Genomic DNA, 18,371 nt, shown 5'->3' on the forward strand with positions numbered 1-18,371 from the left:
ACGTCGGTTCGGCTTCTGGCGTTAATGGAAGATAAGGCTGAAGTAGCCTCTCAAACTGTTGTGTAGAAAAAAACCTGTTAAAATGTATCTCTTTTTGAGTGTTGTTCAACAAATCAGAAACTATATTTGAAAAGTAATCAGAGAAAGCGTTTAAATCTTGCTGGTCAAACACATCAGCATCTAGTGTGATTACAAAAGACACCTTTGAATTTTCAACCCGTTGAATGCAATCTAATTGAAATGTGAAATTAGTTTCTTCAAATCCCTCGTACCATGAGAGGTTTACATCGTTTTGAAGTTCGTTATATACATGGAAATTGACGTAATTAAATAATGCCCCTGAAAAATCGACCCCATTTTCCAACTGTATTTTTGCAATAGGGTAGGCGCTGTATTCCGTAGCTTTAAAAAACTGCTCGTTGACCTTTAATATCAATCTGTACCAGCTAGAATTTTGTAACGTCATATTAAATGGAAGTGAATTCAAAAATAACCCGAGGGTACTTTCGCTGCCTAATTGAGGAGGTCGGCTATGCATTACTACTGTTGTAGTCACATTGTCCTGACCATTTAACATCGCCAGCAAAGACAAGTAGGCAGTTAGTAGGATATTTTTCTCTGACACATTGAGCTCAGAAGACAAGCGAGCTACGCCGTTCATTTGCTCTGAACTTAATTGAAACTCCTTAGCAATGCTGGATACCTTACCCTTGCAAGTCCACCATGGCACCTGGGCTTCATTCGCAACTCCCCTCCAATATGATATCGCATCCAAAGACTCTGCAGACTCCAATTCCTGTGCGATAAAATATCGATAAGGCAGCGCCTGTTGTGGTTGGAAATCAATACCATTGAGCTCACTAATGTACAACCTGAATAAAACTGTGTTAAGGGTTGCAACACTCCAGCCATCCAATAAAGCGTGATGAAAACTTAGGGCATAAACAAAACTGTTATCCTCAAGCAGCATAATTGTTATTGACCATAAAGGACCATTCAAATCAATTGGCGCCACTTTTTCAGCCTCAACCCATTGACTAATTGACGTTTTCTTCTGACAATTATCCAACTCTCGTAAGTCGATTACATTGAGGGGTAGGTTTATTTTACCAGCTATCAAATGAACATGGCGCTTATTGGCAAATCCAATGCTACTTCGCAGCATTTCATTATTCTCAACTAATGTTTGTAAGTTACCTCGAAATACCTTTTCAGACCAAGTTTCATTCACCTTGAATGTAAATACATCATGGTACATGCCATAATTTCCAGCCTGCTCACTATGAAACAGCATCCCTTGTTGCAACATGGATAAAGGAAAGCTATCGACAACACCTTCAGCAGAAACTTTACCTTTAATAGCTTGCAATTCAGCTTCAGATAATAAAGAGAACGGCTCTATCTTGCGCATTTTCGTGGATGGAGAGAAATCAAGTTGTTTGGCGCTAACAAGTTGTCTTATGGATTGGTGTGCTATCAAGTCTTGTAAAGAAAAATGCACTGCTATTTCTTTCGCTTCAGCAATTATCCGGATTGCCAAAATAGAATCCCCGCCTCGCTGGAAAAAGTTGTCGTTAATTCCTATATCCTTCGTACCTAACACCTTCTCCCATATACCAACTAGTTCCTTTTCTATTTTTGTAATTGGCAGTCCTGTTTCGTCAAATTTGTGACTAATATCCATTGCCGAAAGTGCCTTTCTATCTAATTTTCCGTTACTTGTAAGTGGGAAAAACGGCAGTAAAAAAAACAGTGTAGGTACCATGTGCTCTGGCAAAATTGAAGATACATATCGGCGAATCTTTTGAAGTTCATCTTGTAGCAATGACTCACTGGCAACATAAGCAACAAGTTGCTTACTAGCTGATTTTGTATCACGCAATGCGACTAAAACATCATCAATACCTTCGTAAGCTTTTAATATATGTTCTATTTCGCCCGGCTCGATTCTAAAGCCTCTTATCTTAACCTGATGGTCCACCCTTCCCATATATTCCAACAAACCATCTTCATTCCAACGCGCAATATCACCTGTTCGGTACATACGCTCGCTGGTTTTAATGCCATCCTGGCCATAGAAAGGGTTGTTAATAAACTTCTCTGAGGTTAATTCTTCCTGATTTAAATATCCACGTGCTAACCCAACGCCAGCAATATAAAGCTCCCCAATTACGCCTATTGGTAAACTATTGAGATTACTGTCTAAAACGAAAAGCTGGATATTTTGGATAGGCCTACCAATAGGCACCCTCCTTTGTCCTTGAATTTGACAGCTCCAATGGCTAACATCAATAGTGGCTTCTGTTGGTCCATATAAGTTTACCAGTTCTGTATTTATTACATTCTGCTTAAACTTAACAAGAACATCTAGTGGTAACGCCTCGCCACTGCAAAAAACGTATCTCATTTTTTGTAAGGTTTGCCTCGCGTTAGTATTCAAAAACGAATGCAACATAGAAGGTACAAAATGCAAAACACTTATATTTTCTTTATTAATTATACTCTGCAAATAAAAGGGGTCTTTATGACCACCAGGTTTGGCCACGACAAGTGTTGCGCCATAGCCTAATGTCCAAAAAAACTCCCATACTGATACGTCAAAACTAAAAGGAGTTTTCTGTAACACATTATCTTGGGACGATAATTGATATTCTGATTGCATCCAATGAATTCGATTTACCAAAGCCTGATGCTCAATCATCACTCCTTTTGGGTTGCCTGTTGAGCCAGATGTGTAGATTACATATGCTAAATTGCGTTCACAGCCCTCTTCCAGCGCTAAGTTTTCAACCGATAGTTTTTGCAACTGTGCCTTAACATTTGTGCTATCCAGCGCGATAACATTCGCATTTAACGATGTGGAATTAGCCGCAAGTTTAGCATTGCTGATCACCACTCTCACTTTGGCATCATTAACCATGTAGGAAATTCGGTCAGCTGGATATTCAGGTTCTAGGGGCAAGTAGGCTGCTCCAGCCTTCGTAATTGCAAGAAGGGAAACAACCATCTCCAGTGATCGATCAAGACATACACCAATGACAGAGTCCGCCCCTGTGACAAATTCTTGCTTGAGATATCGAGCTAACTGATTACTTTTATTATTTAGCTCTTTATAAGAAATCGATTGCTCACCAATCCTTACTGCTACGTTGTCGGGATGAATTAAAACTTGCTCTTCAAATAATTGATGGATACACATTTTGTCTGGGAATGGAACCGCAGTGTTATTAAACTGCTCCCACAATCTGAGGTCAATGTGCTTATCCTGTAATCTGGCATGGCTTAATGATTGACTAGGGTTATTAAGTAAAGCGCGCGAAAGTACATTAAAGCAGTGAGCCATAGTTTTTACTGCGGACTTATTAAACAATGATGGATTATATTGCCATTTTAGTGTCAACCCCTGCTGCTTTTCCTGCACTCTCAAAGTGAGATCGAATTCAGAAAATTCAGGTGTTTCCATGGCCACCAATGGTTGATTACCCATGGTAAGTTTAGGTTCCTGTTCTAACAGGAACATAATTTGAGTCAAAGGTGTAATATTAGGTGAACGTTGCGCCTGTAACTCTTTAACCAGAACTTCAAAAGGATAACGTTGATGCTGATAAACGTTAATAAGTGATTGCTTTGTAATAGACAAGAGTTGCTCAAAACTATCTGCCTCCGAAACATCGGTTCGCAATACAATGGTATTAACAAAACAGCCAACAACATCCTCAAGTTCGGAAAATTCTCTATTTGCCACAGCTGTTGCAACGACAACATCACTTTCATTTGACAATCGCGAGATAAGCGTGACAAATAAAGCATGTAATACCATGAATAATGTGCAGCTGCTGTCTTTACAGACCTCTTTGAGCAATTCAAGTAAGCCATGTTCTAAGTTTTGCTCATAGGTTTGCAACTGATAGTCAGCAGATAATTGACGAACATAAGACAGTGGTAAAGAGTGCATTTCTGGTGCACCCAATAACTGCTTGCGCCAAAATTCCTTGTGATTCTCCAACTTGTTGTTTTGGGCAAGACCATGCTGCCAGGTACTAAAATCGGTATAGAAAACCTCCAAAGGATTCGGTTCTACTTGCTTTCCTGCAAGCATCTGATCATAAATTTCACTTAATTCAGTCAATAAAATATTCTGAGACAATCCATCACAAGCAACATGATGAACCGTAATTTGGATAACATTTCCTTTTGCCTCAAGGCGGTAAAGGTTTACTCTAATAAGTAGGTCATTAGATAAATCAAAAACAGATTCAGCCTCATTTTCGATCAATTTAGTCAACTCATTTTCATCTCTAACCTGCTTGACCACCTTCAATCTGAACCTGTCTACGGCGTTAACTGTTTGTATCACTTCTCCCGACAATGTTTGGTTAAGATTGGTACGGAGGGCAGGATGCTTAGTAACCAAAGCATTAATCGCTCTTTCTAAATAATCTGCATTAATTTCTTGTGCAGTGTGATACGTGGAACACAAATTATAAACTGCAGAGGGTTTAAGGCAGTGACTAACCCAAAAGCTACGCTGTAATGAAGAGGCAGGTGCTTCTGTCAATTCTCCCAACAATGGCAGGCCTTTAGCCTTTGTATGAATGCTCAAATCAAGGTGATTAGCAAGACGTCTGATAGTGCTATATTCAAATAAATCCGCGACACTTAATTCTGTGTCAAACTCTTTACGAATCATTGCCACAGCTCTTGCGGCTATAATTGATTGACCACCCAAGGACAGAAAATCGCTATTTACACTAATCCGCTTCGTCTCTAACAAGATTTCCCAAATTGAGCACAGCGCCCTCTCAGTATCCGTTTCAGGACCTGCAAAGTCTGATGAATAGTTGCTTGCATGTTCTTTTAAAGAATAAAGAAACTCGATTTCTCCGGAACAATATTTAGTTTTTGTTTTTGCCCGCTGAACTTTACCGCTTGAGGTTTTATTGAGTGCTCCCGCCCTGATAAACAAGATATCATCCAAGAGTACATCAAATTGTTCGAAGATAGCGGAGCGAATCGCATTACTCGCCTTGTTAAAATCAAAACTGTTTTGTTTATTTCTTTGAACCTCAGCAACAAGACAACATTTACCATCAACCTCAATGGCAACACTACCTGAGAGTCGCGTTCCCGGATAAGCATGAAACGCTTGCAGCTCAAAATCTTGTGGATAAAAGTTACGTCCATTAACTATCATCACGTCCTTAATTCTACCGGCTACAAATATATTTCCTTGATGTATGAATCCCAGGTCACCTGTTCTTAGGTATTTGGACCGGTCACCTTTTAATTCCAGACCAAAGGTCGAATTGGTCTTATGAGTATCATTCCAATAACCCATTGCTACACTCGGACCAGCAAACCATATCTCGCCCAATTCACCGTCTTGCAATTCTTGTAAAGAATTTTCATCAACAATCTTAACCTTATGTCCCTGTTGTGCTTTACCACAAGCAATAAGTTCCTGACTAGTGTCACAATAAGGAACCTCTTGAGCAATGCGCTTTTGTAAACTTTCCGAGTCAAAACTAATAGCGTCGTATGGAGTTTTTGGGTTTCCACCTGAGATAAAGACCGTTGCTTCCGCCATACCATAACTCGGGTAAATTGCATCTTCGTCAAACCCCACTGCGACAAATTTTTCGGCAAACATTTTTAAAGAATCAGGGTTAATAGGTTCTGCAGCATTAAAAGCGACACGCCAACATGACAGGTCCAGTTCAATCACTTTTTCAATTTTGATTTTTTCAATACAATAATCAAAAGCGAAGTTTGGAGCACCACAGATTGAAGCCCGATATTGTGAGATCGCTTCAAACCAAAGTGCTGGACGACGAATAAAGCGAGATGGAGACATAAGTACAGAGTGGGCGCCAAGATAAATTGGCAAAAGAAGGGTATTTACAAGTCCAAGATCATGAAACAAAGGTAACCAGTTACAAAAAACATCCTTGCGGTCACAAGCTGTTGCGCTAACCAAAGATTGTAAATTTGCAATTATGTTATCTTGAGACACAATAACACCTTTTGGTGTACCTGTTGAACCAGAGGTGTATTGAAGGAATGCCAGAGTATTTCCTGGCAAAGCAGGGAGTTCTTTGCAGTCTAAAGTTGGATTATGTAACTTAAGTAAACTATCTATATCCATTACACATATATCTGCATATAATTCAGACAAATAGTCTTTTAAAGTCGGAACTGTTAAAATCAATTGCGCATTACAATCATTAATAACGGAGTGAACTCGATTCGCATGTTGATTGTTTTTCGGTGGATACAACGGAACAGCGACGACACCAGCATATAAACACCCTATGAAGGCCTTGATATAATCCATTCCCTGTGGGATTAGCAATACAACTTTATCACCCATTGAGAAGTTATTTAGTAATGCATTACCAACCACTTTTGCAGTATAATGCAGATTATCAAACGTTAAGGTTGATATAACACCATCATCTTCTATGTAAGTAAATGCTAATTCGTCACCTTGTGTTTTTGCGTGATTTGCAAGAAATACACTTAAATTATCCATAACTATTTCCTTTCCTTTCCTTTTTCCAGCTTCAACCCCAAAAAGTTTCAACTAATTATTTTGCTCTCTAGTATGCAAAATAATCAGGTAATTAAATTTCTTGACAAACAAACTCCTACCGTTAAAGGCAATAGAATGCACAAGTAATCAAGGGGATAAATTTGCCAAATAATATTGGCAATGATGATTTGTTATTCGATAGTGTGTTGAAACCTATTAAACAAAATTGTTAATCAACTTTTGCCAGTAAAGCTTCATTATTAATCACATTCCTAATGGTTCCTTGTTCCATGACAATAACCTGGTCAGCACAGTCAAAATATAGATCGTCATGAGAAATAACTATTACAACTTTATTTCGACTTTTTAACTCTGGTAGTATCTTTCGATAGAATATCTTTTTAAAATTAGGATCCTGATCTGCCGCCCATTCGTCGAATAAACATATAGGTCTGTCATCCAATAGTAATGTCAGCAAAGCCAAACGTTTCTTTTGTCCATCTGATAAAGAAGTGGTACTGAATTTGCCGTCAACTATCTCTACTTTTTGATCCAACTCTAGATATTTAAGGTAACGGGTTACCGATTTCATATCTATTTCCCCATAGAGTTTGGGAAATAGATGGTAATCTGTATATATTGCTGAAATAGATTCTCTGATACTTGATAAATCAAGCTCATGGTAAGACTGCTGTCCAAATCGAATATCACCGTTCTCAAGCAAGTAGTGCGTCGACAAAATCTTCGAAAGGGTGGACTTACCAGACCCATTCCCTCCAACTATAAACGTGATTTGTTGGCGTCTGAAACTCATTGAAATGGAGTGTAATGCGAAGCTATTTTCCGCCGATGGATACTGAAAAGCCAAATCTGAGACTGTAATTTCATGCCAGTCATTTCTGAGCTCAACACCTAACTGCGCAGGTTCTTCAATTAATTCAGCGTAAAACTTGTTAATTTTGGCTAATGCAACTTTCCCTGTCTGAATATTTCCCATCGAGTTAAAGATAGCGCCGACAGGCCCAGCAAGATAAAGTAACGCCATTACAACACCAAATACCTGTAATTGATCAAGTTGATAAACATAAGGCAAGTGAAATATAACCACGCTAATAACCAACATTGACACTATCTCACCATAGTTTTCAGCCAGTACAACCGCAGACATTCCTTTAAGATAATTTTTAAGCCCCAGATGTTCGGGAACATGAAGCTCTTCTTTAAAATAAGCTTCATACTTTTTACGGTTTAACTTTAATTCTTTGGCTCCAAAAATTAGTCCCTTAATTCCAGTCTGAACGTTGTCGTAGTTTTCTCTTGATGCAGTCAGATAATGGGTACCTACAGTAATCGGGATTTGGTATGTGATAATTGCAGCAATTAAACAAGTAAAAACAAAAAGAAAGACTTCTAAGCTGATATAAAGAAGGTAACCAAGAGTACCAAGAATGGTTACCGCACTTACCCAGACAACAGGAAGTGCGATAGCAGCATTGGTCAATCTCGGAACATCAATGTTAAGGAGGGTAATTAACTTTGCCTGACCTATGGCTTCCAATTTAACAATAGGTAATTGATAGATACGCTTACTTAAGCTCAATCGATGCTGTATATTTGCATGGCTACCAATGTATAGAGACACAATCATTGACAAAGACTTAATCAAAATAATGCAAACGCAAGTAACGAGGAAAAATATCGCCATCGTCGAAGTTGGTGCGTTAAACATATGGTAATTAATAACCTCAAGATCTGTTGATGCAGCCATTTGAGTCGCTGTGGCATATAATACAAAGGGAATCAGGAGTGCATAACAAAGCCCAGTAAAAACACTCAAAACTATAGAACCAAAGAACATATTTGGCGACACTTTCCAAAACATGTCCGACAACTTTCTTAATTCCATTTAATTATCCTTATTTTTTTGGGGCACGAGTTTTAATGAGAAATCATTCACTTTTCTCATAGGTACAAAAGGCTGGGGGTCAATATTGCTTAAAAAGTCGTCGTAATGGGGGCTAACAGCATTACCAGACTGTCCTGTTGCAATGCCGAAAAGATTTAGCTCTGGTTTCCCAAGATCAATGATCTGTCTATAACTGGTACCATATAAATCATCAAACCGAGTTAACTCGTCGTAACTTACCGTAGCAACACTTACTGTATGCCCCGCACCTTTACTTGCAATTTTTCTATGAAATAAGCCAGCCCAAATTTTATCCTCAGCATCATTTATCGGTGCTAAATAACGAGAATCGCTAAAAGGAAAGTGAGCGTAATGTGCCATGTGAATTTCCGACCAATCCCAGTCTTCGATTTCACCACCTAATAATTTGTCAAGTTCATTTATTGCATGCTCTAAAGATAAGAGCAAAATTTGTGAACAATCTTTCTTTTTACTTCCATAGGAGTAATCACACCACAACTGGGATTCACCAGTAAGAATTCGCTCAATGAGTTTGATACTCTCTTCCTGACCAAGAATGCTAAGTCTTTGAGGATCAATATTTTGGGATTTTAAATCATCCTGAAAAACCAATCGTGTAAAATGAGCCAGCCAGGCAGCAAAAATAGCGGGTTGTGGACCATTAAAATCCATATCTCCATTCCAAGTTGATAGAATACTTAAGATATATTTATGCTTTTCTTTCTCAAGAGTAGTGTTTTTCACTGCATCTAACATTAAATCTTTAAGAGGGTGTTTAACATCAAACTGAATATCAACCATAGTTCGTACAGACAGTTTTTGTTCACCCCTGATAATCGCTTTATTAATTAAAGCCTCAATGCGTTCAGCACGATACCCTGGAGCCCAGTCACTGCTTATGTAATAAGGGTAATTGTTGTCATTCAGTACATTGTTATTTGCAGCCACTATATATCCACTTTCAGGGTTCATACTTTTTGGCCACTGAGAATATGGTATCCACTCTTTCCAGTCATTTTTCGAAAGCCAACCAGGAGAAGGGAACTCACCATTTTCTTTACTTCGAATCGGATATTTCCCAGGAGCCAGACGACCAATATTGCCTTTATCATCGGCGAATACAAAATTTTGTACTGGGGCAACAAACTCCTTCATTGCTAACATAAACTGTTCAGCATTTTCAGCGTAATTCATTTTCAAATAACTGCTGAACGTACCACCATCCTGGTCACTTCCTGTCCACCTCAAACTATATGCATAGCCGCCTGTTGTTCCTATGACATCACTAATTACAGGGCCTCTGTGAGTTAAGCGAACATTTAATTTGTAAGGTGCTTTTATAGGGCGAAGAAAACCATTTCGAATGTTAATTTCTTCATGGAATATTTGCATATCATGAAAACTACCATCTACTTCATATTGAAATTTGTTCTTTGGGTTTATACGTTCCAGATAAATATCTTGAGTATCCGCCATCATAGAGGTGACCCCCCAGGAAACGTGCTTGTTCTTTCCTGCCACCACAAATGGCAAGCCAGGGAAAGTAGCTCCGGATACATTAATTTTGCTGCCTATCAAGTGTGTCAGATAAAACACGGACGGGATCGAATTATTCAAATGTGGATCATTGGCAAGAATAGGCAAACTAGACTCGGTTAAGGAGCCAGAAACAACCCAGGCATTACTTCCCAAATATGGCTTTGATTGTAAGGCATCCTCATTAATGTTGATGTTTAGTTTTTCAAATAAAATTCCTTGCTGAGCAAGCTCAGTCAAGACTTCATCGTCAGAAAGGTATTTTTGCGGAAAAAGATCAGCAAACTTTTCACGTCCAAATGTTTGCAAAAGTGTTCCACTTTGAAGCTCAATTGGCATATTTCCTGATAACTGATAAGTCATGAGCTGCATGTACAACATGGAATCTTTTATTGTCCATGGTTCAGGCTTGAATCCAGTAAGCAAATACTCAGGGGGTAGTAATGACAACGAGTTGATACCTTCATTTACCCCGTCGACATAAGCATGAAGAACCACTTTGTCTTTTTCTGATAGGCCCTTTTCCATATTTTCTGCATTTTGAGACAAACGTAAAGTACGCATTAAGATATCTGATTGAAGAGCACTTTCTCCTAAAACTTCACTAAGTCTTCCCGCAGCAAGACGACGATTCATCTCCATTTGCCAAAGTCTGTTTTTAGCATGCAAAAATCCCAATGTATAGAATGCGTCTAAATCATTACTCGCTTTAATGGTCGGTATAGACATCGAATCATATCCCACACTTACAGGGGATGTAATACCAGCGACAGTTTGCTCGCCCTTAGTGAGAGGAAGGCTTTTTCCAAGCCACTGAAAAAGCCCAAACGATATGATAAGTATAGGCACCAAGAAAAAGATAATGAACCTAGACTGAAATGGGAATTTTTTAAACACCTTGATTCCTTGTGATTTTTAAAATATTTAAACAATCTCCATTAAAACATAGTGTGCTGGCACCTAATGCTCTTATACATGTCTTAAATTAGGAGATATATAGATTACTACTTACTCTTTACTGGACAATAAGCCAACAATAGGTTTGAAGGTAAGCCTCGAAAGTGGGATCAGTGTTGCCGTCCCTAACATCGCCATAACTAATGAGAATGCCCCTACAGATAATCCCAACAAATACGTGTCTAAATATTCATCTATTTTTTCAGAATATAAAATCATTAGCATTGAGATGACAAAAGCGGCAGTTAAAATACCATTGTATGCTGAGTCAGAGTATTCTTTTAAAAATAGAAAAAATATTTCTCGAGGCGACGCCCCGACCGCCATTCTTGTGCCAATTTCACCTCGACGAACTTGCGTGCTATAAGCCATTACACCATAAAGCCCTACAGCTCCGATTACGACACTGAGAACAACTAAAAAGGCAGACATTGACGCAGTAACATACTGAGGAGCTAATAATTCTCGCTCAATATTACGCAATGAATTCCATTCACTTACCGAAATGCGGCTATCAATTCCTTTGACAATATCGATAATTTTTTCTTTCGTTAACAGTCCGTCCTCTGACATACTTACCATTAGCACATCAAAATCCGGATTTGGTAAATACATACGCAATACAAACTCATAATCACCGGGAATACTAGCTTTTTTAACAACTCCTTTTACAAGGTAAATTTCACTCCCCAAAGAAATCTGTCTGCCGATGACATCACCATCAGAAGCGAGTCGTTCAGCAAAAACATCATTGATTACAACATAATTATTTTGCTGTAAATAATCATCTTTAGACAGCACTTCACCTGTAAGTAACTCCTGATTAATAGTGGTAAAATATTGGTCATCTATACCGATAACTTCTGGCGTGAAAAATTCTTGAGAGGAAACATCTATCACTCTTCGATAACCATGTACGTCCAACGGCGTTGCTGAATAAGAAACATGTTCAACTTCTGACAAATCGGTTAGTTTCTCGCTCAATTGTCTGCGAAATGAGTCAATGCCCTCTATACTCCAGTCAGTCTGTGATAAGTCGCTAAGTTCTATACGATGCAAACGCTCAAATTTAATACCTCTGTTTTCGAAAACTTCTTGCATTGCTTTGTATAACAATATCGAATTGACAAAGATCAAAGACACCACAACACCAACCTGCACGCCAATTAAGGTTTTTCTAACAATTGGTGAGACCTGAACACTAGTGCCTTTTCCACTTGACTCTAAAGACAACTTGAGATTGTCGTAATCGACAAATTTTGAGCTTAACCATGCGAAAAAAAACGCAAAAATAGCTGAAAAAACGAAGGCCAGTAGTAAACTCAAAAGGTTAACGGATAGTTCTCCCATCCTAGGAAGGTAAGTGGCCATTTCTGTTTTTAAAAATCCAAATCCAAAAGAAGCTATCAAAAGACAAACAATAATTGAAATGCCCATCAATAAACCCGATTCGTTTAAAAGTAATTGAAACAAGTCCTTTGGCGAAGCGCCAACGGCAGCGCGAATAGCCAGCTGTTTCTCTAGCTCAGATGTTCTTGAAATGAATATATTTACTAAATTAATGACAACGATGAGTAACACACCTGTTACCCCTAATAAAAATAACATGATCGTTCCAGAACTCCCCCCGACAATAGCTTCTTTCAACGACACTGAGGTCAATGAAACTCGCCAGTCGTTTGCAATTCTTATGGGAACTGATTCCATCCACTTGTCTGCTACAAGTGAGGTTAACCTATCATTGATATCATGACCGGGATTGCCTTTACCAATATAAGATATAGTGCCACGAATTGAACGCCAGTTATTTCTTAAATCACTGTGAGGGTTGTAGTCCCATGGTAACCACACATCTGTTTCAGTACCTCGCTGAAAAAGTTCAGGCTCAACGAAATTATCTTTTAAAACGCCCACAATCCTAAAATTCACACCATTTAGAAACAAAGTCTGGTCAAGTACATCACTAGCACCATCAAACTCATTTTGCCAAGTATTGTAGCTAATCAATGCAACCGGGTTATGTGAGTCTACTTCTTCATTGTTATTAAACAAACGACCTGAAACAGTTTCAGCCCCAAGAATAGGAAATAACTCCGGAGTGGCATAGCCGGTCACTAAGCTAGGTTGAGATGGGTGAAGGCTCAGAATTGCTCTTCCCTGACCAATCATCGCCCCTTGATCATAATCGGTCTGATTTTCATAAAGGTACATCAATCCTGCATAGGTATAAGCTATATACTCTCCAGTGTCTTTGTCACTGCTTAGTCGATGCACCACTTGGTAAATTTTATCCGGTTCTGGGTAAGGCAACGGTTTGAATAAAAGCTCATATGATAACGTTAAAACGCAAATTAAGGCACCTAAGGAAACACCCATAGTGGATATAATGCTTAAAGCGTAAAATGGTTTATTCTTTAACGCATTCCACGCGTTTTTAAGTCTCTTTATACTTAAGATCATGCAACAACACCAATCTCACCATTTTTCACTAATTCACCATCCTTTAAAGTTAAGATAGTGTGTGCACGATCTGCATAACGAGGGTCATGAGTTACCATGCAAACTGTGGTACCGCCTTTATTAAGCAGCTCTAAGGTTTCAAAAACTTTATCACCACTTTTAGAATCAAGATTACCGGTTGGTTCGTCTACTAACAATATCGATGGTTTATTCACTAATGCCCGAGCAATAGCAATTCTTTGCTGTTGTCCGCCAGATAATTGATTTGGCTTATGGAATATGCGGTGAGACATATCAACTATATCTAAACACTCTTTCACCCGCTCTTGAATATACGTTTCATCTCTGACAGCTTTGTTGTACGTTAGAGGTAAAGCAACATTTTCAAAAACGTTTATTTCATCTATAAGATTGAATGACTGAAAAACAAAACCAATTTTTTTGTTACGAACATTTGCAGACTCAGTAGCCGTCAACTTTGAAACATCTTCACCATCTATAAAATATTTACCAGCGGTGGGGGAATCAAGCAAACCTAATATGGATAGTAATGTAGACTTTCCACAACCAGAAGGTCCAGTAATAGAAATGTAATCTCCTTGCATGATTTTGAAGTTAACAGACTTTAAAGCTTCCGTTTCTATTTCTCCCGTTCTGAAACTCTTCGAAATATTCTCCATATGAATTATAGCTTTAGTCATCCCTTTCCCCTTCAAATTCCATATCCGATATGACTACACAAAACACTCAATAAGTAAATAAGAGCCTTTCAATGTAACAAATACCGTCAAAACTTGTTACAATAATTTTAATAATTTTAATAATTTTATACAACATATTATTACCTGCTGAAATAAAAGCAACTAAATTCTGTAGGTAATAAAGAACAAATACCGCCTTAAGCAATTACTGAGCCTTACCAATAAACCAACTCGAGCACCTTATTTTTTGAAGACACACTTTCTGATACTTACAAATAAAGCGTGATTAAATGGGTGCCCTATTCCTTGTCATCTTGGTAGTTATAACTGGTGCGAAAGGCTTGCAAGATATTCAGTGCAATAGTGAATTAACAAATGGCTGGAGGCTACAGTATTTGTCATCCAAAAATAAAATACCTATGCACTTACCACAGCTCAGATCTCGAAATCTGTGGTAGTAGAATAATTTTTAGATTCGATGCTTAATTGGGCAAATAGACAACAATAACTCTCGGGTTAACAAATTATTACCTGGGATGGCAAAGTGCTACGTGGCGTTTATTGAGGAGGCAAAAAGACCGCATTGAAACTGGTTACGAATGCAACACTTAAGGAGGATTTGTAAAGAAAACAAGTCGCTATAGGCCGAGCATACTGAGATAACAAATATACAGTAGACAATTGAAATAATAGATAAAAATAGTATCGCCATCACAATTAATGCATTACATTGCCAGTGGTCGATACTTGAATCAACTACAAGTATTACTATGCAGCTAAAATAGAAGAGCTAATATATGCTAAATAATATCAACGGTTAATAACATAGTAAACATATCTGAACAGTCTTAAATAAGGCAGCTCACTAAGCCAGAGCACTTCAATATCTCACCCTTCACAACCAAATGTAACTACCAAAATGACAAGAAACAAGAAATCATTTAAGCAATTATGCTGGATGATAGAGGAGCGGTTATTTTCTACAACTTCTGAATGTCTAAATAACGACAAAAGAGATGGATAGATAGTGATATAATAAGTTCTTAGATCGGAAAGGGTCTGTTGTTAAGCCTATTGTCACCAAGTAAAGATCCGCTGTGAATTCTTGGGCAAGACCGTGGTGGCTTATTGAACTGTCTGGCACAAACTAAACTGCCAATTATTTATCTTACTTTCGAGCCACCTAAATCTGATTATTAAAATATTTTAGCAATCCATTCATTACATCAAGACTTATCTACTTAAAAATATTTAGTTTTATATCTTGTAGCCTTGGTAAACTGCTTATATCTGAATTTGGAAGTGAGTTACACCTTTGTAGTTAACTTCTCTACACGACCCTTGAGCGTTAAATTTATTTCTGGAAGACAAGAGTGATGAAGTTATTTGTTATAACTAAAAGCTGTAAAATTTAAGGCTTAACCTAAAAAGGAGTCTTGTTCTATTTAAAGCTATCTGCCTTTTATTCCGTATGCATTAAATGACTATCAATAATTGAAAAATAGAATTATCGTGATATCATCGATGATGACTTTTGAAAACTATACTTACTGTTGCTAGTTATTGATATTGCATCATAAATCGATGCACATGGTCTACTCGCTTTAGTCCAAGGCAATTTTTAAAACATTTCTATTAGAGGGAACTTTAGTTTGACAGATACTGTTGTTAGGAGGGAGGGACGTAATTTTGTCGATTTCGTATGCCGTAAGATTATTCTGGTTCCTGTAGCTCTAGTTATTCTTGGCACCACTTATTCTTTTAAAAATATTGTATTTACAAATATTGAAAAAGAAGGACTAAACATTAGTAAGGTGCTTAGTGGTGACTTGCCGATTAGTGTTGATGCTTATGGAATTGTTGACTCTAACGAGCCTCAGTTAATATCAGCGAGGACAAGAGCAACAGTTAAACAAATTTTGATAAAACCAGGTGTCGAAGTCAAAGTTGGCGATTTGCTTGTTGTCTTAGAAGATCAGGAATTATTGATGCGAGTGAAGTCTGCACGACGAGAAGTCACAAAGGTGGAATCTGATCTAAAAGAATTAGTTTTAAAGAATCAACGCGAGATATTGTTGGAAGATTTCGAACTGACTGAGATTAAATCTGAATATGAGTTTGCTAAACTTCAAAGGGAAGCTGAAGAAAAGCTCGTTGATGCAGGTATCATTTCAAAACTTTCTTTTAGTCACAGTGTATTGGCAGAAAAGCAGCTTACGAAACGTATTACACTTTTACAGAAAAGAATTGAACAGTTAAAAGAGGTACAAAAAGCTCAGATAGATATTCTGAAAGAACGAGTTGAACAAAGTAAAGATGCTTTAGCATTTGAAATCAGCTTATTAGAAAGTTTAAATGTCAAAGCGCCTGTAAATGGTGTATTGCAAAGGTTGCCGATTGAAGTTGGGGAAAATATCGATGCTGGACAAGAAATAGGGGTGATTGGAAGTGCTGAAAATTTAATTGCTAGTTTAAGAGTTCCACAAAGCAAAGCCCACCTAATAAATATAGGCCAAAATGTTTTAGTAAAGACTAAGAATCGTGAGATTACTGGTTCTGTTATAAGAATTGATCCGGTTGTTGATAATAATACGGTAATAATTGAAAGCAGCTTAAGTTTAACATCTGATATAAAGCTTAGGCCAAGGCAAAACATTGATGCATCGATAGTCATTGCGCAGCTAAAAAATGTCAAATACATTGAGAATCCTCAAACTGTGAAGGAAAATCAAAGTATCGGAATTTACAAGCTCAATGCGAAAGAAGACCTAGCAACATTGCATACTATACGATTTGGTGAGAAAAGTGGTAATTTCATTCGTATACTGTCTGGAGCCTCAGTAGGTGAAAAACTGATTACGAGTAGTATAGATGTTTCTGATAATCAGATAACGCTTCAATAAATAACTCAATTTGATCCAACACCTCGTATAGATTATACACTAATTTATCTCTGGTGTAATAATGAAGAAAATATTTATTCTATTTGTTTAGTCAATATGATCTGCAGCTAAATTTGAAAAAGTGAGAGTCGCTAATTTAGATAAAAGGTGCCGAATCTTTAATCCAAAACAAATACAGATGTAACTCTCATCATTCATACTAACAACCCGATCATTAAACTCCCAGCACACCGGTAAGCTAGAACTAGTAAAAAATTTATATCTGCCTCTGGTGTGTGCTCAACCTGGTTACGTCGTAACCTCGAGAGTTTCATAGGGGGATTGAAAGCTCTTGAAGAAAAAACCGGAAATAATTACGTAATTCTTACATATACTCAAATTACTGCGCTAGAGAATAAAAACCCAATGATGAAGTTTGTGGGTAGGTGAAATAGCAACTGCTCATAAGTCACATTTTACATTAGTAATCTAAAAGGCATTAGCCATTTACATTTGTTGATACCTTTAAGCTCATACCACTAAGACGCTAATCAAAGCTCTCGGATAAGGTCCGCCTTATCATACTTTCAGCAAAAATCAGCTCCCAATTTTTCGTTTTATTACTCCCCGAAGAACTGAATACTAAGTAAAGTTGAGCACCATGATTAACTGCTTCTTTATATAGCAATTATGATATCGACCATACTGCCATCACAGACCAACGATGTCTGCAAGGTTTTCCACAAAACAATACTGCAAGAGTTTTAATCTTAAGAAACTGTATGGCTCGTTAGAAGAATTACAGAATTTACTGGACGAATGGATGGTATATTACAATAACGACCGAATACATTAAGGAAAATGTGCTGGAAGAACGCTTTTAGAGACATTACTTAATGGTATAACGATTTGGGCTGAATGAATTTAGCTCAACCTAAACTAGCAGTCGCCGATTAAAATGCGGATAACTGTCTGATTGAGTTTGAGATAGTACATAAGTTACCTCTATATCCTATTCTATTACAACTTATCCAAGCTCTAGTTCTAATTCTTGGGCATGGACCTTTACAACCTAAAAAATCTAAATTTGCTATTCATGATACCAACGCTGCCTATAGCCACATGCTCATATAATTTTGGGTAACCCTCTGTTAGCTATGACTGGGTTTTTCTAAGCAAATAAAAGCTACACACAAAAGAGACGTAAAGTAGATTGATGATGCAAGCACCAGGACTCTCAACTTTTAGATTTCATGTTATATAGGTTTGTTTGCAACATATATGATGCAAGATTTCTGGACTTCCCATAGTTTGCTAGACACCCACTAAGTTACATTGTAACTTCTAATAAGAGGTGTTTTATGAGCAAAGGCAAA

6 protein-coding genes are annotated in these 18,371 nt (G+C 37.7%); 1 reads left to right on the forward strand and 5 read right to left on the reverse strand.

Going from position 1 to position 18,371, the window contains the following annotated elements:
* The 5 genes from J8L71_RS18015 to J8L71_RS18035 form a co-directional block, all read right to left on the reverse strand.
* The coding region (locus J8L71_RS18015; protein WP_211001748.1) for a non-ribosomal peptide synthetase at positions 1-6,532 on the reverse strand (6,532 nt) is incomplete at its 3' end.
* A 229-nt stretch (positions 6,533-6,761) separates the two neighbouring features.
* A complete protein-coding gene (locus J8L71_RS18020) occupies positions 6,762-8,438 on the reverse strand; it encodes a cyclic peptide export ABC transporter (RefSeq protein WP_211001749.1) in 1,677 nt (558 codons plus the stop codon).
* Positions 8,439-10,892 (reverse strand): penicillin acylase family protein, encoded by a 2,454-nt coding sequence (locus J8L71_RS18025; protein ID WP_211001750.1) that lies wholly within the window; start codon positions 10,890-10,892, stop codon positions 8,439-8,441.
* Between the two features lie 111 nt (positions 10,893-11,003).
* Positions 11,004-13,412 carry an ABC transporter permease gene (locus J8L71_RS18030; RefSeq protein WP_211001751.1) on the reverse strand — a complete coding sequence of 803 codons (2,409 nt, stop codon included), beginning with the start codon at positions 13,410-13,412 and terminating at the stop codon, positions 11,004-11,006.
* Complete coding sequence (locus J8L71_RS18035; protein WP_211001752.1) at positions 13,409-14,113, reverse strand: ABC transporter ATP-binding protein; 705 nt, start codon at positions 14,111-14,113, stop codon at positions 13,409-13,411. Before J8L71_RS18035 ends, J8L71_RS18030 begins: the two co-directional genes overlap by 4 nt.
* A gap of 1,652 nt (positions 14,114-15,765) precedes the next feature.
* Here J8L71_RS18035 and J8L71_RS18040 point away from each other — a divergent pair.
* A complete protein-coding gene (locus J8L71_RS18040) occupies positions 15,766-17,016 on the forward strand; it encodes an HlyD family efflux transporter periplasmic adaptor subunit (protein ID WP_211001753.1) in 1,251 nt (416 codons plus the stop codon).
* Positions 17,017-18,371 lie beyond the last annotated feature (1,355 nt).

The sequence above is a fragment of the Pseudoalteromonas sp. MMG007 genome, assembly GCF_018100985.1.
Lineage (GTDB): Bacteria > Pseudomonadota > Gammaproteobacteria > Enterobacterales > Alteromonadaceae > Pseudoalteromonas.

Coding starts and splice junctions, on each gene's coding strand:
- J8L71_RS18020 (WP_211001749.1), bottom strand. CDS start 8,438: ATGGAATTAAGAAAGTTGTCGGACATGTTTTGGAAAGTGTCGCCAAAT.
- J8L71_RS18030 (WP_211001751.1), bottom strand. CDS start 13,412: ATGATCTTAAGTATAAAGAGACTTAAAAACGCGTGGAATGCGTTAAAG.
- J8L71_RS18035 (WP_211001752.1), bottom strand. CDS start 14,113: ATGACTAAAGCTATAATTCATATGGAGAATATTTCGAAGAGTTTCAGA.